Here is a 20,975-nt window from a genome sequence, read left to right on the forward strand (position 1 = left end):
AGGCATCATGTCATCGCGTTTCGGTCTTGGGGCGTCCAACGTCCTGCTGGTGCTGACCACTCTGACGGCGGCCTGGCATGTGGTGCACATCACCCAGGTGACCACCTTCTTCGGCATCTTCATTCCCGAGGTCTCGGTCAAGGCGCTCAGCCTGACGATGGCCTCGCTCATCGCGTTGATCTTTGCCCGATCGCCCGAACCAGGGCCCAATGGCGAGGACGTCTTTGACCTGAAGTTCCGCTGGCACGATCTGGTGCTCTGGGCGATGATCGCCACCGGCTGCGGTTTCGTCGTCTTCTTCAACGATATCTTCCTTGATTACGGGTTCTGGGGCGAAGTCGACGATCTGGGCATCGTGATGGCGCTACTGGTCTCGATCCCGCTGCTTGAGGCCGTGCGCCGCAAGACGGGTATCGTGCTGCCCATCATCATCCTGTCTTTCGTGGCCCTGGCGCTGTTCCAGCAATATCTGCCCGGCGTCCTGCACGGGCGCGGCTACTCGCTCGAGCGGCTCCTCTACGGCACCTATGTCAGCAGCGCGGGGGTGTTCGGCGTCCCGCTGGGGATCGCGGTGAACATCGTGATTGTCTTTCTGGTCTTCGGTGCGCTGATGGAGCGCGCCGGCGCCAGCCAGTGGTTCATGGACCTGGCGTTGTCGCTGACGGGGCGTGCCCATGGCGGCCCGGCGAAGGCGGCGGTGCTGGCCTCGGGCATGTTCGGGTCGATTTCCGGCTCGCCCTCGGGCAATTCGGCGACCACGGGGGTATTCACCATCCCGATGATGAAAAAGGTCGGCTACAAGCCAACCTTCGCCGCAGGCGTCGAGGCCGTTGCATCGACCGGCGGGATGATCCTGCCGCCCGTCATGGGCGCCATTGCCTTTCTTATGGCCGAGTGGATCGGACGTACCTATGTGGAAGTGGTCACGGCAGCCATCATTCCCGCGATACTCTACTTCCTGGTCGTGTTCGCGTCAGTGCATTTCGAGGCACGCCGCAGCGGGATCAAGCCGACACCGACGCTGGACATACCGAACTTTTGGCGCACGCTCCGCGGCGGCTGGTATTTCGCACTTCCGATCATCGCGTTGATCTGGTTCCTGATCATAGCCGCCTATCAGCCCGGACGCGCCGCGCTCTACTCCTGCGGAGCTGTCGTGGTTGCGAGCTTCATGTCGCGCGACCGCACCAACTGGCTCTGGCCGATGCAGATCCTCTACGCCATTCGCGCTGCAGTGATGCGCTGGCTGGTCATCGTGCTGATCACCGCATCGGTGGGTATCATGATCGGCGCGCTTGAGCTTTCCGGAGTCGGTATCAACGTCTCGCGCTTCATAGTCGATCTCGGTGGCGGCAATCTCATCGTCACGCTGATTCTCGTGGGGATCGTCAGCCTGCTGGTGGGCATGGGGCTGGATGCAACCCCGGCCTATGTGACGCTGGCCACACTGATGGCGCCGGCATTGGTGATGCTGGGCGTGCCGGATATCGCCGCGCATCTCTATGTCATCTACTGGGGGCTTGCCTCGTTCTTCACGCCGCCGACCTGTATCGCGATTTTCGTCACCGCAGCGATCGCGCGCGCGCCGATCTGGGCCTCGGGGTTCGAGGCGATGCGCATCGGCATCGCGGCCTTCATCGTGCCGCTTGCCTTTGCGCTCAATCCGGCACTGTTGATGGAGGGCGACGCGCTGAGCATCATCTTTGCGGCGAGCACGGCACTGGTGGGGGCGGTTGCCATCGCCTCGGGGCTGCGGGGGTTCGCGCTGAACCACATGCCGGGCTACACGCGGGTGCTGATGGTCGGCGGTGGCCTGATGCTTGTGGCGCCGGGCGTGATGCTTCTGCTCGGCGGGCTGGCGCTGATAGTGTTGGCGGTCCTGCTATCGGGACGCGAGCAGATTTCTGATGATGATAAAGCACTCGAGCCCGCGCGCGCGCCCGATGCGTCAATGGAGCACCTGACACGATGAAGGACACTGGCAAGGCAACGATGACGGTCGCGGAAGCCTATCTGCGGCTGCTGAAGAAGCGGGGCGTCGATTACCTCTTCGCGAATGCAGGAACCGATTTCGCTCCGATCATCGAAGCACTGGCCGGAGGGGGCGCGGACCGCGGAGAGATGCCGCACCCGGTGATCGCGCCGCACGAAAATGTCGCGGTGGCAATGGCGATGGGGCACGCGCTCATCAGCGGGCGCCCGCAGGCGGTCATGGTCCATGTCAATGTGGGGACCGCGAACGCGCTGTGCGGCCTGATGAATGCCAGCCGCCTGCACGTTCCCATGCTGTTCACGGCCGGGCGCACCCCGATCCTGGAAGAAGGCGCCCCCGGCGCGCGTTCGGGGTTCATTCACTGGCCTCAGGAAATGTTCGATCAGGGCGGCATCGTGCGGGAAATGGTGCGCTGGGACTACGAGCTGCGTGACCCCCGGCAGCTGCGTCAGGTGGTCGACCGGGCACTTGCAATCTGCCGCTCCTCGCCCGCCGGTCCGGTCTATCTGACCTTGCCGCGCGAGGTGCTGGCCGCCCCGGTGACAGAAATCGACCTCGAGGCGGCGCCGGCGCTGGCCCCGGTTTCCGCCGGCCGCCCCCCCGAGAGCGCCCTGCAACAGGTCGCAGGCTGGATCGGCACGTCCCGCCGCCCGCTGCTGATTACCTCGGCCACGGGGCGAACCGCCGCGGCGCGCGCCGCGCTTGAAGCCTTCGCCGCGGAACACAGGATACCGGTGGTGACCTATACGCCACGTTTCGCCGAGATCAGCCACGACCACCCGATGAATGCCGGAAGCGACCCAAACCCGCTTCTGGGCGAGGCCGACCTGGTCCTTGTCTCCGAGGCGATGGCGCCCTGGATTCCGGGGCAGGCGTCACCCGGGCGCGATTGCCGCGTCGTGCAGATCGGCGAGGACCCTCTGTTCGCCGACCTGCCGATGCGCAGCTTTCCCGCCCATGTGGCGCTTTCGGGCGCACCGGCCGAGATATTCTCCGCGCTGCAGGCAATGGCGCGCGGCGACACCCCCGAGGCCGAAGCCGGCAGGGCCCGCGACGACTGGGCGGCTCGGACGACAGCCAATGCCCGCGTCAGCCGCACCGTCGAGACACTGCCCGACGATGCCCCGCCTCCACCCTCCGAAGTCACCCGGGCGATCGCAGAGATCCGCGGTGGCGCCCCGGTGTTCAAGGAATCGCCGCTTCTGCTCGGCGATCTGGGGGATACCGAAACCGGCGACTACTTCTTTGCCGGTGCGGCGGGTGGCCTTGGCTGGAGTATGGGCGCGGCGCTCGGTGCGTCACTGGCGCGCGGGCGCAAGCCAGTCATCGTGACGACGGGCGATGGCTCTTACATGTTCAACACGCCGCTGGCTGCGCATCATGTCGCCGCGAGCGAAGGCATCCCCCTCCTGACCGTGATCTACAACAACAATGCCTGGCACGCGGTGCGCCGTGCAACGCACGGCATGTATCCCGACGGCGCTGCCAAGGCAGCCTGCCCCGAGCCGCTGACCGATTTCGGCGTCGATTTCAATTACAGCAAGATGATGGAAGTTGCCGGCGGCCATGGTGAGCGTGTGGACCGCATGGACGAGTTGCGCCCGGCGCTGAAACGCGCGATGGCGGCGGTCGAGGTCGGCGGCCAGGCGCTGGTCGATGTGCGTATCGCCCACGGCCGCAAATCTTGAGCCCGACCACGGTGCCTGCGCAACCCTCCATGGCGGCCGCGCGTGCTGATGCCGGCCGCCTCCTGACCTTTGCCCGCTGAAGCGGGCCTTCGAAGGAGACCGTTCACATGCTGGGTGCGGCACTCGCCCTTAGCTCCGCCGCCTTCTTCGGGCTCAACAATGCAGTCGTCCGCCGCGGGGTTCTGAGCGCGACGATTCTGCAGGGCATGTCGATCACGGTGCTGCTGGGAATTCCGGTGTTCCTGTTCTTCGGGCTGTTTCTTGGCGCCTATGCGGCATTGGCCGAGATGTCGGTTCCGGCCTATCTGTGGATGGCGCTGGCGGGGGTGGTCCACTTCGTCATCGGGCGCTACGGCGACTATCGCGCAACCCGGTCCCTGGGCACGGCGCTGTCCTCGCCGGTGCAACAGCTCAGCGTTCTGGTGGCGCTGGCGCTGTCGCTGACCTTTCTGGGCGAGGAGATCACCGGGCTGAAATTCATCGGCCTTGTCCTCGTGCTCATGGGGCCGACCGTCGTGCTGGCAAGGCGCGCGCGTGCCCGCGAGCAGGCAAGGGAAAAGGCGTTCGAGCCTCGCTATGCCGAAGGTTTCCTGTGGGGTGGGATCAGTGCGCTGTGCTTCGGAACCAGCCCTCTTTTCATCGCACTGGGGCTTGGTGCGGGCGGTTCGGTCTCGGACGGCGTGGCCGGGGTGATCGTGTCCTATTCGGTGGCCGGCGTGGTGGTTCTGGCGATGATGATTCATGCGGGCGGCACCGCCTATATGCGGGCGATGGATCGCGGCGCATCGGGGTGGTTTCTGTTGGCGACGGTGCTCGTCGCGGTCAGCCAGATGCTTCGTTACATGGCGCTCAGCGTCGCGCCGGTCTCGGTCGTCGTTCCCATTCAGCGCCTGTCGGTCGTCTTCCGGCTGATCTTCGCCGCCATCCTTAACCGCGATACCGAGGTTTTTGACAGCATCGTCGTTCTGGGCATCATCATCGCGGTGAGCGGCGCGGTCGCGCTGTCGCTCGATACCGGTGTTGCGGCCGGGTTTCTGGCCTTTCCCGAGCGGATCGACAGGTTCCTTTTCACCCCGTGGTTCTGAGTGCGCGTCCGCGCGTCGGTCCGACAGGGGCCGGTTCTACTCGATTTGGGTCCAATTCATGGTGCCCTCGTCGAGAACTTTATGGATCAGCTTGACCACCACCTGCTGGAGCCGATGGGCGACCGTAGCCGGCAGCTTGCGGCTGATCACGAAATGCATCCGGCGCCCGACCGTTGGGTTGACGATATGGCGCGCCACCAGCTCGCCGCTCTGAATATCCTTGAGAAACAGTCCATAGGGCGAAAGGGCACAATGCTGATGGTGTAGCAGCAACTCGTGCTTCAATCCGGCAAGGCTGAATTCCATCTCGGGCGTGATGGTGATGCCGGCATCGTGCGCGACGCCTTCGATCTTGGTGCGCAAGCGGTTAGGATGCGGGGAGAGTACGAGCCGCTTGTTTGCCAGTTCGGAAAACTCGATCGGGCATGTGTCCTGACCGACCACCGCCGCAGGGCCGACAAGGTAGAGGTCTTCGCGGTAGAGCGGCTTGAGGATCACCCCCTGATCGGTCGGCGGGTCGTAGCAGAACGCGCAATCCAGTTCGCCTCGCTGGATCTCGTCGAAAAGCTTGTCCGACAGCCCCGCGCTGAGCTGAATGCGCAGCGCGACATCGGGCGACTGCGACTCGAAGAACAAAAGCGGCAGCAGCGTTCGTTCGATCGTCGGGGTCACACCGATGCGGACGCGCGCGGGTTGATCCTCGCGAAATTCGTTCAGGGCGTGTTCGGCCGCCTCCAGCGTATTGAGCGCGGTTTCCGCATAGCTGAGATAGACTTCGCCGGCGTGGGTGAGTTCGACCCCGCGCGAGTGGCGCTCGAACAATGGCAGCCCCAGACGTTCCTCCAGCTGTTTGATCTGGATGCCAATTGCCGGCTGCGACACATTGAGACGCTCTGCCGTTGCCGTGAAGCTGCCGGTATTCGCAACCCCGACGAAGTACTTCAGTTGGCGCAGGGAGATAATGTCCATTCGAGAGCGGCCTCAATCCGCAGCGGGCTGACTTGCCAAGGGATCAACTTCAGCTACTGCATGTCCAGATTTTTGACAAGCGCGCAGCATGGCCCCTCACGGCAACGCGAATGTGTGGATGCCTGCCGCGATGCAAGGAGCGCTTGGGGCAATTGAGCCGGGGATTGGGTGCGGTCATGTGGCAGGCCTCTCGCGGGCGGGCTGGCGACAGTCGGTGCCGCAGGGGTAGAGGGTCGCCACCCCGGCTGCGAGGGCGGCGACGCTCATCCGGTGCTCAGCACGATCTTGCCCATATGGGTGCCGCTGTCCATGTGCCGGTGCGCCTCGGCGGCGTCCTCCAGCGGGAACACCCGGTCGATCACCGGGCGCAGCGTTGTCGAGACGTGGGGCCAGACGTCAGCGCGGATGGCTTCGGCCAGCGCCGTCTTGCGTGACAGGGGCAGCGCCCGCAACAGCGCGCCCGACACCCGCGCGCGCTTAGCCATGAGCGCCCCGAGCGGCACGCAGAATTCCGGCGGGGCAGGGGACAGATGCACTAGGCGGCCATCGGGCGCCAACGCCTCGATATTGCGCGCGGCGTACTGTCCGCCAACGGTATCGAGGATCATATCCGTCCCATGGCCGCCGGTAATGTCCTTCACGGCGGCCACGAAATCGGCGTTGCGGTAATTTATGGCCGAATGCGCCCCATGTTCGGTGGCGCGTGCGCATTTCGCATCGGTTCCGGCGGTGACCAGCGTGCGCGCGCCACGGAGCGCGGCAAAGCGGATGCCCGCCATGCCGATGCCGCTGGTTCCGCCATGGATCAGAAGCCAGTCGCCCGTGCCCAGCCTGCCCAGTTCCACCAGGTTCAGCTGAAGGGTAAACAGGGCCTCCGGCAGGGCGGCGGCCTCGATCGCGCTCAGCCCCTCGGGCCAGTCCAGCAGCAACGCTGCCTCGGCCAGGGCATTGTCGGCATAGCCGCCGCCATCGGTCAGTGCGGCAACCTTGCGCCCCTGCAGCGCGGCATCCACCCCGGCGCCGATGGCCACGACCTCGCCCGCCACCTCAAGCCCCAGGATATCGGTGCTGCCTGCGGGGCCGTGCCCCCGGGTGCGCTGGTTGATGTCATGGCGGTTGATCCCCGCAGCCTGCACCCGGATCAGAACCTGCCCTGGTTGCGGTTCCGGTATCGGGCGTTCCTGCACGCGCAGCACCTCGGGGCCGCCGGCACATTCAGGCACAACTGCCCTCATGCCCGAAGGCCTGATTTTTCGCCGGCTCGGGGGTGGTGCGGGGGTGCGACGCGCAGCCTGGGATTCTGCCGGGACGAATCCAAACCTCCAGTTATGGTTGCAAAAGAATTAGTCATTTCGGGGCGCCTCCATTTGCCTTCACACTTCACAAATACGCAGCGAATGGAACATAATAAGCTTCAAATAACCAGAATGAAGCACTATTAACGATCTTTAATTTTACTATGTGACATAGGAAGGCGTTATTTGACGTTGATTCGAGGGGGTCGGTGGTGTTGGATACTCTTGGTTTCGCGGCACTGGCGGCAGGACGTAGCCGACAGCAAAGCGCCAAGGGGGAGGGAAGGTCCGCATGACGGGCAAGCAGATATATGAAGCTGTAGCCACTGCCTTTCACGCCGAAGGTGTCCGAACGCTGTTCTCCTTGACGGGCGATGGCAACATGCACTGGGAGGCAGCCCTGGCCGCCTTGCCCGGTGTGCGCAGCTATCATGTGCGGCACGAACATGCGGCATGCGCCATGGCCACGGCCTGGGCACGGCGCACGGGCGATATCGGCGTTGCCTCAGTAACCTGTGGGCCAGGGCTGACCCAGATCATGACCGCGTTGGCGACAGCGGCGCAGGCGCGCATTCCCATCGTCGTCTTTGCCGGCGAGGACCCTATCAACGCCCCATGGTACAACCAGCGCATTGATCAGGCGCCGCTGGTTACTGCGACAGGCGCGCTTTATGTGGCGGCGCGCAGCGCAAAACTGGCGGATCATCATGTGCAGGAAGCGTTCCTGCTGGCGCGCAGCCGGCGTCTGCCCGTGGTTCTGGGCATGCCTCTGGACATTCAGAAACTGCCCGCGCCAGACACAGGCTATGTTCCCTCGCGCGATGTGATGCCCCGGATGGGGCCGCGCTATCCCCACCCCGATCAGGTGGCCGCCGCCATTGCGCGCATTGCCGCCGCACGGCGGGTGGTGGTGCTGGGCGGACGCGGGGCGGGGCCTGAGGCCGCGCGCGCTGCTTGCATCCGGCTGTCCGAGCTCTGCGGCGGAGCGCTAAGCGATACGCTGCCCATGCGGGGGCTTTTCAATGATCACCCGCGCTATGTGGGGATTGCCGGGGGCTTTGCGCATGAGGTCACGCGCACGGTTTACGAACAGGCTGATCTGGTGGTGGCGGTGGGCACCAGCCTGACGCGCCACACCAGCGATCTGAACAGGCTTTTTACCCCCGATCAGGTGATCCAGATTGACGACGATCCGCCGGTCATCCGCCACGGTCAGGTGCCCGCAGGGCAGCATGTCGTGGCCGACGCGGCCTTGGCGCTGGACGCCATTTGCGACGGCCTGCAGGGCGCGGCCGATCCTCGAAAGGTGCCGGATTGGGACGTTGCGGCCCTGGCGCGGCGGGTCCATTGCGAACCCGCCGATACCCACCCCCGCCCGGACCCCGACAGCGCCGTGCTTGACCCGCGCGCGGTGGCGGCGACCTTGTCGCAGCATCTGCCCCGGAACTGGATGCATGTGGGGTCGGCAGGGCATTGTTCCTATTTTGCCACCCATCTTTACGGGCGCGGGCCGGGGCAGTTCCTTACCATCCGCGAGTTTGGCGCCATCGGCAACGGGCTGGCCTATGCCATCGGGCAATGGGCCACGGAACCGGACCGTCCGGTGATCCTGACCGAAGGCGATGGCGGCTTCCTGATGCATGTGCAGGAACTGGAAACGATCATGCGCTACCGGATGAAAATCCTGGTGTGCATTTTCAATGACGGGGCCTTCGGCTCGGAAATCCACAAGCTGCGCGCTGATGGCGTGTCTGACCATGGCGCGATCTTCGGCCATGGCGATCTGGCGGCCATTGCGCGCGGTTTCGGGCTGGAAGGGCACATCGTTACCGACATTGCACAGATCCCGCGCCTCGTCCGGGACTTTGATGCAACCGACGGTCCGGCCCTATGGGACATTCGCGTTTCGGACCGGATCATGGCGCCATCGATGCGGCGCCAGACGCAGAGTGGCCCCTGACCGGGGGCGACGGCGGGGCGGCGGGCCGGGAAGGGGCGCGCCGCCGCGAGAAGATCAATGACAGGGTGCAACCAAGGGAGGAGATACCAATGAAACGTACCTTTGCAGCCACGGCAGTTGCCGCGCTGATGTCGACAGGCGCGGCCTTTGCGCAGGACTATCCGACGGGCACGGTCACGATTGTCGTGCCTTACAGCCCGGCGGGTTCGACCGATCCGGCGGCCCGCTTCATTGCCGGTGAGCTACAGGAGAAATGGGGCGTCAACGTGACGGTGGAGAACCGCCCCGGCGCCGGGGCCACCATCGGCACCGCCCATGTGGCGACCACGCCGGCGGATGGCTACACCATCCTGCTGACCACTTCGGCCTACACAACGGCTCCTGCGGTCCATGACGATCTGCCCTATGATCCGGTCAACGACCTGCGGGCGGTGGCGATGCCGTCTTCGGCGCAGTTCGTGGTTACGGCAGGCGCCAGCGTCGAGTCCGAAACGCTTAGCGAATTCCTGGAGAATGAGGCCGCCGAGCGCGAGATCTTCCTTGCCACGGCAGGGCTGGGCAGTTCCACGCATTTCGCGGGCGAATTGCTGGCGGCGGCAACGGGCATGAACGCGGTTCCCGTGCATTACAGCGGCGGCAGCGACGCGATGGTCGATCTGATCGGCGGGCGCGCCGACATCTATGTGGGGTCGATGACGGCGGTTCTGAGCAATGTTCAGGCCGGCCAGATCAAGGCGCTTGGCGTGTTTGGTGCGGACCGCGCCCGCGCACTGCCCGATACCCCCTCGACCGAAGAACTGGGTATTGAGGGTGCCAGCTCGGGCTTCTGGCTGGGGGTCTTCGCACCCGCCGGCACCCCGGAAGAGATCATCACCAAGCTGAACGAAGACATCACAGCCGTGATGACCTCTGACGCGGGCACGGCCTATCTGGAGAACCTCGACTCCAATGTAGGCACCATGTCGGCCGCCGAGTTCCAGGCCATGGTCGAAGCCGAGATCGAACAGTGGAAAGTGCTGGCCGCCGAGCGCGGCATCGCTGCCGACTGATCCCGGACCCACAGACGGCAACGGCCGGGGCGGCACAAGCCGCCCCGGCCCTGACCGCACACAGGACAAGCCAATGAAACGACTTACCGGCAAGATAGAGGCTGCGCGCATCCGCAGCATGGAAACACCGCGCCCGCCCGAAGGGATTGTCGAGCGCATCCGCGCGTTGGGATGTGACACCAGCCTGATCTCCGATGCGATGGATGATCTGGGCATTGGCGGCACGCTGCCGGGCTCGCGCTATCGGCCCACCATTGCAGGTGCCGGGATCGTCGGCCCGGCGACCACCGTGCGCAACGTGATGTCGCCGCGGATGTCCTCGGTTTCCACGCGCGCTGTCGAAAAACGCAACGGCATGGCCGAAATGGAGGCCCACAACCTGGCATCTCCGGGCGATGTGGTGGTGATCGAAGGGGTTGCGGGGCTTTCGAATATGGGGGGCATTTCCGCACTGATCGCCAAGCACAACGGCGTTGCCGGCGCAGTGATTCAGGGAGGCATCCGCGACGTGGGCCATTCCCGCGCCGAAGGGTTTCCGATCTGGTCAAGCGAGATCAACCCCTTGACCGGCAAATGGCGCATCGACACGGTCGAGATCAACGGCCCCGTAAACCTGGATGGCCAGCACGTTCGCCCCGGCGACCTGATCATCGCCGACGATACCGGAGTCTGCGTCCTGCCGCCCGAGTTTGCCGATGAGGTGGTTTCGCGCGCCGAAGCGCAACATGCACTTGAAGCGCGGCGGGTCGAGGCGGTGAAGGCGGGCGTTCATGTGGCGGACCTGCCGAAGTGACATGCCCGTGACGGTTGCCCAGTTCATGCCACGGTCAGTGCGGCCCCAGTTCTGCCGTGTTGCGAAAGGCCGCTCCCCCGAGGCTGACGGTGGCCTCCTCGGCCAGTTCAAGCACATGCGCGCCATAGGACGGAAACTCTTCGACGCGCAGTTCGGTTTCGCTCGATGTGAGTACGATCGCGCCCAGCGGTTCGGGCGCCTTCGACCACACCGGCGCGGCGACCGAGTTCATGCCCTTGCGCATACCGCTGACCGACCAGGCATAACGGTCGCGGCGGACCTGCTGCACGACCTCCTCGATCACATCCAGATCAAGCCCGGGAAAGGGAACGAAGCCGGTCCAGTCCGTGGCTGGCTGCGCAAGCTGGGCCCGGCGCCTGGCAGGCAGATAAGGGAATATAGCCTTGCCCGACGCGGTGGCGGTCATGGGCACCTTGCGCCCCGGTTCGGCCGAATGCGGCCGCCCGCGCCGCCCCTCGACCCGGTCAAAATAGACCACGAAGGGAAAGCTCTCCATTGCGAAAAAGCATGTCATTCCAGTGACATGCGCCCCAAGGAGCAAGGTGGGGCGCAGCAGCCGGCGCAGGGCGCTGTCCTCGACCGAACGCTGGCCAAGTTCCCACAGGGAATAGGTCAGCCGATACTTGCGCGTCCCTTCGGCTTGCCGGGCGTAGCCCTGCTTCACAAGCGTGTTGATCAGCCTTTGCACCGCACTCTGGTTCATGTCCAGCATCCGCGCCAGTTCGGTGATGCCACGCGGCTGGTTGCTGTGGGCCAGCGCTTCAAGAATGCGCAGTCCCTTGGTCAATGTCTGGCTCATGCCGGGCGAAACTCCGAAATATGCAGTAATGGTGCGATATTCGATGTCATCTTGCAAATAAAGACACAAATACCCCGCGCATGCGCGTCCAGCGTCGCAATACCGGAAAGGGCCTGACATGTCGAACGCGAGCTTTCAGTCACAGGTTCAGGACCCCGCGGAAACCGGTGCCTGGGAACTTCCCGAGCATTTCGTCATGCTGCGCGATACCATCCACCGCTTCATGCGCGATGAGGTGCACCCGGTCGAGGAACGCCAGCCTCATGATGCCTGGGCGCTCCCTGCGTCCGAACTGGAGGCGCTGCGCGCCAAGGCCCGCGCCTCCGGGCTTTGGTGCCTGGCCTCGCCACAGGAATATGGCGGCGGCGGGCTTGGGCTTCTGGGGCAGGTGGTGGTGGCCGAGGAAGCCGCCAAATGCCGGATGGGGGCATATGTTCCGGCTTGCGGCGCCTTCGGGATCGATCCGCCATCGGTGATCTGGCTGGGAACGCCCGAGCAGCGCCAGAAATACGGGGTGGCCGGGATCGAGGGGGGCAAGAAGAACTTTGTCGCCATATCCGAAGCCGCAGGCGGGTCCGACCCGGCGCGCAAGATCGAAACCCGCGCCCGGCGCGATGGTGGCGATTATGTGATCAATGGTACCAAGATGTGGATCACCGCTGCCGACAAGGCCGACTGGGGCATCGTGTTCGCCCGCACCGAGCAGGGCATCACTGCCTTCATCGTCGACCGTGACACTCCGGGCATAAGCTGCCGCGAAATCGGGGTGATCCGGTCCTATGCGCCTTTCGAGGTGCATTTCGACAACGTGCGTGTGCCCGCCGAGAATATTCTGGGCGAAGACGGCAAGGGCTTTGCGATATGCCAAAAATGGCTGGTACATGCCCGCGTGCCCTATGCCGCCGGGGTCATCGGCATTGCGCAGGCGGCACTGGAAATTGCCATTGACCACGCTCGCCAGCGTCATGTGCACAAGTCGCTGCTGGCGGAAAAGCAGGCGGTGCAATGGATGATCGCCGACAGCGAGATGGAACTGCGCGCGGCACGGCTGCTGACCTGGCAGGCCGCCTGGAGCGGCGATCTGGGCCGGGACATCAAGACCGAAGCCTCGATCGCCAAGGTCGTGGCCACGGAAACTGCCGGGCGGGTAGTGGACCGCTGCATCCAGATCCTGGGTGCCATGGGGGTGGCGCGCGAAATGCCGCTGGAGCGCTGGTACCGTGAGTTGCGGATCAAGCGCATCGGCGAAGGGCCAAGCGAGGTGCACCGCATGGTGCTGGCCCGCGAATTGCTGAGGAGCTGACATGTCGATCGATCTGGATATCCACGAAGGTGTGGCCACCATCACCATCAACCGTCCCGAAAAGCGCAACGCGCTGGATGCCGAACATTACGAAGGGCTGTCGAAAGCCTGGACCGAGGTGCGCGATAACCCCGAGATCCGCGTCGCCATCATCACCGGTGCGGGCGACAAGGCATTCTGCGCTGGCGCCGACCTGAAAAGCTGGATCGGGCGCAAGCAACCCCTGTCCGAAATGTGGCTGACCCAGAAGGACCAGTTGCTCAACCGCGGGCTGGAGGTCTGGAAACCCGTGATCGCGGCCATCAACGGCGTTTGCGTGGGCGGCGGGACGACCTTGATGCTGGCCACCGACCTGCGGGTGGCCTGCCCCGAGGCACGTTTCGGGCTGGCCGAGGTCAAGCGCGGGATCATCGCGGCCAATGGCGGCACGCAGCGGATCATGCGTCAGTTGCCCTATGCGGTGGCCATGGAAATGCTGCTTCTGGGCGACATGATGGATGCCGAAACCGCTCTGCGCTGGGGGTTCATCAACCGCGTGGTCCCGCGCGAGGGGCTGATGGACGCGGCACAGGACATGGCCGCACGGGTGGCGGCCAACGCCCCGCTGGCCACGCAGGCGGCGAAGGAGCTGGCCGTGCGGTCGCAAGACATGAGCCTGGCCGAAGGGTTGCGGCTGGAGCAGTTCACAAACCGCATATTGTCGCATTCTACCGATGCAGCGATTGCCCGCGAAGCCTTCGCCGCCAAGCAGAAACCCGAATTCCGGGGTGAGTGACCATGACGCAGCCGCTTCCCCTTGCCGGTATCCGGGTGTTGGACCTGACGCAGATCTACAACGGCCCCTATGCCACCTTCCTGATGGCCATGGCCGGGGCCGAGGTGATCAAGATCGAACCGCAGGATGGCGAATACCTGCGGCGGCGCGATGCGTCCTCGGGGGCGGGAGTGCCCTTTGCCATGCTCAATGCGTGCAAGGATTCGGTCTCGCTCAACCTGAAAACCGACAAGGGGCGCGAGATCTTTCTGCAACTTGCCGAAACCGCCGATGTGGTGGCCGAGAATTTCTCTCCCGGCACCCTGGACCGGCTGGGCATCGGCTGGGAGGCCCTTTCGGCGCGCAACCCGGCGCTGATCCTGGCCAGCAGTTCCGGCTATGGCCAGGACGGGCCGTACCGCGACATGATGGCCATGGATATTACCGTGCAGGCCATGTCCGGGCTGATGAGCGTGACCGGCACTTCTGATGGCCCGCCGCTCAAGACGGGCGCGGCGGTGTGCGATTTTGGCGGCGGCATCCACCTCTACGGTGCCATCATGACCGCGCTCTTTGAACGCACCCGCACCGGCTGCGGCGCCCGGATCGACATTTCCATGATGGAATCGGTCTACATGACGATGGCGTCGAACATGGGTATGCTCTTCGGGGACCGCCGGGGCGAGATTCCGCTGCGCACGGGCAACCGCCATGGCGGCCTGAGCCTGTGCCCCTACAGCGTATATGCCACAAGCGACGGCCATGTGGCGATCATCTGCAACAGTGACCGGCATTGGGCGGCGCTGGCACGCTGCATGGACCGCGCCGACCTGATCGATGACCCCCGCACGCGCCACAATCGCGACCGCGTCGCTCATATGGAAATGGTGGACGGGCTGATTGCCGAATTCGCGGGCCGGCACAGCACGGAGGACCTGGCCGCGATGCTGCGCCGCAACAAGGTGCCCGGCGCCCCGGTGCGCCCGCTGCCCGACGTGATGGCCGATGAAGCCCTGCACGAACGCGGATTCCTGCACCGGGTGAACCATCCGGATTTTGGCGAGATCAGTCTGCCGCGCTCGCCGCTGCGCATGGGAGGCGCGGCACAGGCCGAATACCGGCCCAGCCCGCCCCATGCGCAGGACAATGCGCGTATTCTTGGCGAATTGGGAGTGGACGGCGCCGCACTGGAAGAATTGCGCCGCGAGGGGGTAATATGACGACGCTGCGAGGGAAAACCGCCATCACCGGCGTGGGCCACACGAGTTGGGGCAAACACCCGGACCGCGACCGGCTTTCGCTGATGACCGAAGCCGCGGCAGCCGCAATCGCCGATGCCGGGCTGGAAAAGGGGCAGATCGACGCGGTTCTGGTCAAGATGGCCAATTCTGCACCTTCCATTCTGTGGGGCCAGAAGGTGGCCGAGGCGCTCGGCCTGCAACCTGCCATCGGGCTGTCGCTGGATCAGGGCGGCGCGGCCTGCACCGGGCTTGCCACCTATGCCGCGCTGGCAATCGAAGCGGGGATGATCGAGAACGCGCTGATCCTTTATGCCGACACGCCGCGCACCGGGTCGCGTGCGGCCATGCACAGGCCCCGCGGCGACGATGCGGTGATGGGCTGGTATTCGGTGGCGGCGGGCTATGCCATGCTGCACCGGGCCTATCGGGAAACATACGGTGCAAATGACGAGGATTTCGGCATCATCGCCGTGCAGGCCCGCGCCCATGGCGCCGCCAATCCCCATGCGCATCTGCGTCTGCCGCTGAGCATGGAGGAGTATCTCTCCGGGCCACTGGTGGTCGAACCCATGCGCCGCGATGATTGCTGCCTGGTCTCGGACGGGGGGGCGGCGATCGTGATCGGCGCCACGTCGCGGGCAGCCGATCGTTCGCGCGCCGTGCCGGTACTCGGGCTTGGTCAGGGACAGGAAAGCTGGGAGGTGCATCTGCGCCCCGACCTGCTGCAGACCCGCGCGCAGGCCTCGGCGGAGATGGCGTTCCGCATGGCGGGGATCGGGCGCGGCGACATTTCCTTTGCCCAGCTTTATGATTGCTTCACCGTGACCGTGCTGCAGACGCTCGAAGACTATGGCCTTGCCCCGCGAGGGCAGGCCGGGGCGCGCGCGCGCGGCGAAGGGGTCGGCGTGGATGGCTGGTTGCCGCTGAACACCTCGGGCGGGTTGCTTTCGGAATCGGGCACGCCGGGGCTGCAACTGATCATCGAAGCCGTCCGCCAGTTGCGCGGCGAGGCGGTGCTGCAAACGCCCGCACCGCGTTTCGGGCTGGTGTCGAACCAGGGGGGAACCATGCACACCCATGCCACCATGATCCTGGGAGAGCCCCAATGACCCGCCCCATGCCCGAGATCACCGACATCAACCGCCCCTATTGGGACGGATTGGCGCAGGGCGAGTTGCGCTTTCAGCGCTGCGACGGCTGCGGCCATGCCTGGCTGCCTGCACGGACGCATTGCCCCCAATGCCTGGGCGCGCGGGCGCAATGGCAGGTGGCATCGGGGCGCGGGCAGATCGTGTCCTGGGTGGTCTATCACCGTGCCTATGCGCCGCACCTGCAGGACCAGATTCCCTATAACGTGGCAATTGTCGCGCTGGAGGAAGGTCCGCGGATGCTGACCAACATCACCGATTCCGCCACCGGCGAAGGTTTCGCCATCGGCGCGCCCGTGGAGCTGACCATCGAAGAGGAGGACGGGCTGCATCTGCCGCGGTTTCGTCTGCGCGCATAGGGTCGGGCGTGCGGGAAATCGTTTCCTTGTCATCCGGATATGGCACACTGCGGCTGTGGCAGGGCGTTCGGGCAACGAAAGGGTATCCACATGCGCATTGACAGGGGCGAGGTGATTTCGGGGCTGATCGTGATCGCCTTTGGCGCCTGGTTTGCCTATGGCGCGTTGGACTATCGCATAGGCTCCCTCGCGCGGATGGGACCGGGGTTCGTGCCCTACAGCCTGGGGCTGATCAGCGTAGGGCTGGGCACCTTGATCGTGTTGAGTGCCTTCGGGCGCGTGGGTCGGGTTCCGTCAATTGACTGGCGCGGCATGGTCTGCGTTCTGGGGGCGGTGGGGCTGTTTGCATGGCTGCTGCCGCGCACGGGCATGATCCCCGCGACGATTGTCGGGGTGGTGGTGGCCTCGGTGGGTTCGCCGCTGACCCATCCGCCGGCGGTGCCGATCCTGGCCGTTGGCGTTGCCGCCGGCGCCTGGGTGGTCTTCGCGTTGATCCTTGGTATCCAGATACCCGTTTTCCGGAGTCCGTTCTGATGGAGCTTGTGGACAACGTTATCCTGGGGTTCGGTATGGCGCTTTCGCCCACGAACCTGTTTTACTGCTTCATCGGGGTGTTTCTGGGCACCATGCTGGGTGCGTTGCCGGGGATCGGGTCGCTGGCGGCAGTTTCGATGCTGCTGCCGCTCAGCATTGGCTTGCCGCCCACAACGGCGCTGGTGATGCTGGCGGGGGTGTATTACGGGTCGGAATATGGCGGGTCGACCTCGTCGATTCTGCTCAACCTGCCTGGTACGCCCACAAATGCCGTGACCTGCATCGACGGCTACCCCATGGCGCAGCAGGGCCGCGCGGGCGTGGCGCTGTTTTCCACCACCATAGCTTCTTTCGTGGGGGGCAGCTTCGGGATCATCGCGCTTTACACGCTTTCGCCACTGCTGGCTGATGCGGCCATCGCCATCGGCCCGGCCGAGTATTTCTCGCTGATGGTGGCGGGGCTGGTGGCAGCGGCGGTCGTGACCGATGAGCGCCCCCTGAAGGGGATTGCCATGGTGGCGCTGGGGCTGATGTTTGGCACCATCGGCACCGATGTGGACAGCGGCGTGGCGCGCTACAACCTGGGCTATCTGGAATTGCGCGACGGGATCAGCTTCATCGCGCTGGCGATGGGGCTGTTCGGCGTGTCTGAGGTGATCATGTCGTTGCGCTCGTCCATGAGCGGACGGCGAAAGATCGACAAGGTGACCTTCCGCTCCATGCTGCCCGAACGCGAGGAATGGCGCCAGTCGGCGGGTCCGGTCGCGCGGGGGGCATTGCTGGGCGGCGTGTTCGGCGCGTTACCTGGCACCGGAGCCACCATCGCGACATTCCTGAGCTATGCCATAGAGAAGAAGATCGCCCGCGACCCGTCGCGCTTCGGCAACGGCGCGATCGAGGGGATCGTCTCTCCCGAGTCGGCCAACAACTCGGCGGCGCAGACCGCGTTCATTCCCACGCTCACGCTGGGCATTCCCGGCAGCGCCACGATGGCGATCATGCTGGGTGCGCTGATCATGAACGGGGTCGCGCCGGGCCCGCAGTTGATGATGAACAACCCGGAAATCTTCTGGGGTCTGGCGGCCAGTTTCTGGATCGGCAACGTGCTGCTTCTGGTGCTGAATATCCCGCTGATCGGACTGTGGATCCGGTTGCTGCAAATCCCCTACACGCTGCTTTATCCGGCAATCCTGATCCTGATATGCATCGGCACATACACGGTGCGCAACAGTGCCTTCGATATCATGCTGGTGCTGCTCTTCGGGCTGCTGGGCTATGTGCTGCGCACGCTGAAATTCCAGCTGGCGCCGATTCTGATCGGTTTCATTCTGGGCCCCATGATCGAGGAGAATTTCAAGCGCGCCATGCTGTTTTCGCGCGGGGATTTCATGACCTTCCTGGAGCGCCCGATTTCGGGGATCACCCTGTCGCTGACTGCGGCGCTGCTGCTTTGGGCGGTGTTCAAAACGCTGGCGGGCAGGCGCAGAGCTGCGCGAGCCATTGGTCAATAAGGTGTTCGCCGGCGACCGGCGGGAACGGCAGTGCAACACCCGGCCACAGCCGCAACCCAGATACAAGTGACCGAGGGAGGGACGCTTGACTTCCGACAAACCGCTGCAAGGGGTTCGCGTTCTGGACCTGACCAATATGCTTTCAGGGCCTCTGGCCTGTCACCAGCTTGCCAGCATGGGCGCCGAGGTGATCAAGATCGAACCGGTCGGGCGTGGCGATCTGGCCCGCCAGCTTGGCGAGGTTCCGGCGCAGAATGCGCAGGGCATGGGCGCTTCGTTTCTGGCGCAGAACGCGGGCAAGCAATCGGTTTCCTTGAACCTAAAGGACCCGCGCGGGGCTGATATCCTGCGAAGGCTTGTGCGCGGCGCCGATGTGCTGGCGGAAAATTTCCGGCCCGGGGTGATGGCGCGCCTGGGGCTGGATTATCCGGCGCTCAAATCCGAAAACCCGTCGGTGATCTATTGCGCGATTTCGGGGTTCGGTCAGGATGGTCCGTGGCGGGACCGGCCCGCCTATGACCACATCATTCAGGGCGTGGCCGGGGTAATGTCGGTGACTGGCGAAGGCCCCGATCGCCCCTTGCGCGTAGGCTATCCCGTGGCCGATTCCATTGGCGGGCTGACAGCAGCCATGGCAATCTGTGCGGCGTTGAACGCGCCGGAACGCGGCTGCTTTCTGGATGTGTCGATGCTGAATGCGGTGCTGTCGACCATGGGCTGGGCGGCGTCGAATTACCTGATCGCCGGGGTGGAGCCCGTACCCGTTGGCAACCGCAACGTGACCTCGGCACCGTCGGGAACCTACCAGTGCCGCGCGGGGCTGATCAACATTACCACCAACAAGCAGGAGCAATGGGAGATTCTGGCCCGGCATCTGGGCCTGGAACGCCTGCTGGAGCGTCCTGAATATGCCACCGGCGAGGCCCGCAAGACCAACCGCGAGGCTCTGGAAGTGCTGGTGTCGGAGCGGCTGGTTACGCGCGACGCCGTGATCTGGGCCGAAGAACTGTGCGCCCTGGGCGTGCCGGCAGGCGAGGTTCTGACCATTCCGCAGGTGCTGGCCCATCCGCAGTTCGCCACCCGGGACCAGGTTGCGGAATACCCCGGCGTGCTGGCCGATGGCGCGCCCTTGCGAGTGCTGCGCCCGGGCTTCATGGTGGATGGACGCACCCCCGATACCCGTACTGCGCCGCCCCGGCTGGGCCAGGACACGGATGCGGTTCTGGGCGAACTGGGGCTCGATTCCGCGGCGCTGGAGGCGCTGCGCCGCGACGGCGTGATCTGACGCAGGAATCGCATGGCCGCTGCTCGGCGCGATCCTTGCCATATGGGTGCGGCTGTCCATGCGCCGATGCGCCTCGGCGACCTGCTCCAGCGGAACGCGCGCTCGATCACCGGGCGCCATCGCGGCAGCCTGCGTGACGGCGTCGGTGTTCAGGGTGCTGTCGAGGCTTATAGAAGGATCCGGAACAGTGCAGGTTGGCCGGGGCTCATGACTGGCTAGTGGCCTCTTGCTTGCGATGCTCGGCAAGGCTGCGAAAGGCATCTACGGTGCGCTGGTAGTGCACTGCCAAAAGTTTGCAGCTTTCTTCGGCATCACGGCGCAGAACGGCATCGTGCAACTGCCTGTGCTCACGTGCAACATCCTTGTTATAGCGCACGCCAGCCGATGTAACCGCAACCCGGCGATAGCGTTCGCATTTGCTTGCCAGGCGCTGCTGGGTGCGCAACAGCCAGATCGACGGGCACCCCGACAGAAGCGCGGCGTGAAATTCGGCATTCGCCTTTTCCCAGCGGTCGACTTCGTCAGACGCTCCGGCAAGCATTTGGGTATCCCATTTCTGCAGGATGTAGCCGGTTGCGACAATTCGGCCTTCCCAATCCTCGTTGCCGTGTTCGATCGAAAGGCGCAATGCGGCCAGTTCGATCGCAGTGCGCGCGATGTTCAGATCGACGAATTCGTCAACGGTCAGCGGGGCAACCTGGAATCCGCGCCCCCCGCGGGCAATCACGAGATCCTCGGCCGTCAGACGCTGAAGGGTTTCGCGCAGTGGCGTGGGGCCAACTCCGTAGGCGCGGCTCATCCGGTCGATGCGCAGGTTCTCGCCCGGCTTGCGTTTGCCCGAGATGATGTCTTCCTTGAGCGCGGCGTATACGGCATCGACAGCCGAAGGGGTCATGTTCGGAGGTGCGGTGTCTTGCGGCATGGTCGCCGGCTTTTCAACTTTCATCGCCTTATGCTCCATCATCCAATCCGTGTAATGCCCCTGACCAGCGCGAAACAGGGGTGTGTTCTGCAGACGATCCGGGGGATTCGACCGCGCAAGGGGCGCGCGATACATTTGACCCGCTCCCCCGATGCATCCGCAATAGCCGCCACTGACAGTGATACCACCGGTCCTGCCGCGAAGATTGCAAAGGACTATCATATCGAGATATGTGGCGCATACGCGCTTGGCAAGGCAGGGCGCCC

The 20,975-nt window shown here is 64.7% G+C and carries 18 protein-coding genes; 14 read left to right on the top strand and 4 right to left on the bottom strand.

What is annotated here, in order from left to right; all coding sequences use genetic code 11:
• Positions 1–7: 7 nt before the first annotated feature.
• From DQ229_RS07545 to DQ229_RS07555, 3 genes are all read left to right on the top strand, one after another.
• Positions 8–1,972: a TRAP transporter permease gene (locus tag DQ229_RS07545; RefSeq protein ID WP_114965661.1), complete on the top strand. Its 1,965-nt coding sequence runs from the start codon at positions 8–10 to the stop codon at positions 1,970–1,972.
• Positions 1,969–3,681, top strand: a complete 1,713-nt coding sequence (locus DQ229_RS07550) for a thiamine pyrophosphate-requiring protein (protein ID WP_114965662.1) — start codon at positions 1,969–1,971, stop codon at positions 3,679–3,681. The genes DQ229_RS07545 and DQ229_RS07550 overlap by 4 nt, the downstream gene beginning before the upstream one ends.
• A 107-nt stretch (positions 3,682–3,788) precedes the next feature.
• Positions 3,789–4,766 (top strand): EamA family transporter, encoded by a 978-nt coding sequence (locus tag DQ229_RS07555; protein WP_114965663.1) that lies wholly within the window; start codon positions 3,789–3,791, stop codon positions 4,764–4,766.
• Between the two features lie 36 nt (positions 4,767–4,802).
• On the opposite strand, the gene DQ229_RS07560 is transcribed toward DQ229_RS07555, so the two are convergent.
• Positions 4,803–5,735: a LysR family transcriptional regulator gene (locus DQ229_RS07560; protein WP_114965664.1), complete on the bottom strand. Its 933-nt coding sequence runs from the start codon at positions 5,733–5,735 to the stop codon at positions 4,803–4,805.
• A 263-nt stretch (positions 5,736–5,998) separates the two neighbouring features.
• A complete protein-coding gene (locus tag DQ229_RS07565; RefSeq protein WP_202909529.1) occupies positions 5,999–6,958 on the bottom strand; it encodes an NAD(P)H-quinone oxidoreductase in 960 nt (319 codons plus the stop codon).
• A 364-nt stretch (positions 6,959–7,322) separates the two neighbouring features.
• On the opposite strand from DQ229_RS07565, the gene DQ229_RS07570 reads away from it, so the two are divergent.
• The 3 genes from DQ229_RS07570 (at position 7,323) to DQ229_RS07580 (ending at position 10,832) form a co-directional block, all read left to right on the top strand.
• Positions 7,323–8,990 (top strand): thiamine pyrophosphate-binding protein, encoded by a 1,668-nt coding sequence (locus tag DQ229_RS07570; RefSeq protein ID WP_114965666.1) that lies wholly within the window; start codon positions 7,323–7,325, stop codon positions 8,988–8,990.
• An 89-nt stretch (positions 8,991–9,079) separates the two neighbouring features.
• A complete protein-coding gene (locus DQ229_RS07575) occupies positions 9,080–10,039 on the top strand; it encodes a Bug family tripartite tricarboxylate transporter substrate binding protein (protein ID WP_162300793.1) in 960 nt (319 codons plus the stop codon).
• Between the two features lie 73 nt (positions 10,040–10,112).
• Positions 10,113–10,832, top strand: a complete 720-nt coding sequence (locus DQ229_RS07580; RefSeq protein WP_114965668.1) for an RraA family protein — start codon at positions 10,113–10,115, stop codon at positions 10,830–10,832.
• 34 nt (positions 10,833–10,866) lie between these two features.
• Here the strand turns inward: DQ229_RS07580 and DQ229_RS07585 are convergent, their stop codons facing one another.
• The gene (locus DQ229_RS07585) at positions 10,867–11,652 is read right to left on the bottom strand and encodes an IclR family transcriptional regulator (RefSeq protein WP_162300794.1); all 786 of its coding nucleotides are present in this window, start codon (positions 11,650–11,652) and stop codon (positions 10,867–10,869) included.
• Between the two features lie 118 nt (positions 11,653–11,770).
• On the opposite strand from DQ229_RS07585, the gene DQ229_RS07590 reads away from it, so the two are divergent.
• From DQ229_RS07590 to DQ229_RS07625, 8 genes are all read left to right on the top strand, one after another.
• Positions 11,771–12,955 carry an acyl-CoA dehydrogenase family protein gene (locus DQ229_RS07590; protein ID WP_114965670.1) on the top strand — a complete coding sequence of 395 codons (1,185 nt, stop codon included), beginning with the start codon at positions 11,771–11,773 and terminating at the stop codon, positions 12,953–12,955.
• A 1-nt stretch (position 12,956) separates the two neighbouring features.
• Entirely contained in the window at positions 12,957–13,730 is a 774-nt protein-coding gene (locus DQ229_RS07595; protein WP_114965671.1) for an enoyl-CoA hydratase/isomerase family protein, read from the top strand.
• A gap of 2 nt (positions 13,731–13,732) precedes the next feature.
• Positions 13,733–14,929 (top strand): CaiB/BaiF CoA transferase family protein, encoded by a 1,197-nt coding sequence (locus DQ229_RS07600; RefSeq protein WP_114965672.1) that lies wholly within the window; start codon positions 13,733–13,735, stop codon positions 14,927–14,929.
• Positions 14,926–16,059, top strand: coding sequence for a thiolase family protein (locus DQ229_RS07605; protein ID WP_114965673.1), 1,134 nt, complete (start codon positions 14,926–14,928; stop codon positions 16,057–16,059). Before DQ229_RS07600 ends, DQ229_RS07605 begins: the two co-directional genes overlap by 4 nt.
• The gene (locus tag DQ229_RS07610; RefSeq protein WP_114965674.1) at positions 16,056–16,457 is read left to right on the top strand and encodes a Zn-ribbon domain-containing OB-fold protein; all 402 of its coding nucleotides are present in this window, start codon (positions 16,056–16,058) and stop codon (positions 16,455–16,457) included. Before DQ229_RS07605 ends, DQ229_RS07610 begins: the two co-directional genes overlap by 4 nt.
• 90 nt (positions 16,458–16,547) lie before the next feature.
• A complete protein-coding gene (locus tag DQ229_RS07615) occupies positions 16,548–16,991 on the top strand; it encodes a tripartite tricarboxylate transporter TctB family protein (RefSeq protein WP_162300795.1) in 444 nt (147 codons plus the stop codon).
• The gene (locus DQ229_RS07620; protein ID WP_114965676.1) at positions 16,991–18,502 is read left to right on the top strand and encodes a tripartite tricarboxylate transporter permease; all 1,512 of its coding nucleotides are present in this window, start codon (positions 16,991–16,993) and stop codon (positions 18,500–18,502) included. Before DQ229_RS07615 ends, DQ229_RS07620 begins: the two co-directional genes overlap by 1 nt.
• Before the next feature lie 85 nt (positions 18,503–18,587).
• Positions 18,588–19,787 carry a CaiB/BaiF CoA transferase family protein gene (locus DQ229_RS07625; RefSeq protein WP_202909530.1) on the top strand — a complete coding sequence of 400 codons (1,200 nt, stop codon included), beginning with the start codon at positions 18,588–18,590 and terminating at the stop codon, positions 19,785–19,787.
• Positions 19,788–19,992: 205 nt separating this feature from the next.
• Here the strand turns inward: DQ229_RS07625 and DQ229_RS07630 are convergent, their stop codons facing one another.
• The gene (locus tag DQ229_RS07630) at positions 19,993–20,682 is read right to left on the bottom strand and encodes a GntR family transcriptional regulator (protein ID WP_238380995.1); all 690 of its coding nucleotides are present in this window, start codon (positions 20,680–20,682) and stop codon (positions 19,993–19,995) included.
• Positions 20,683–20,975: the final 293 nt, after the last annotated feature.

It is taken from the genome of Alkalilacustris brevis, assembly GCF_003350345.1.
GTDB classification, from domain to species: Bacteria; Pseudomonadota; Alphaproteobacteria; order Rhodobacterales; family Rhodobacteraceae; genus Alkalilacustris; species Alkalilacustris brevis.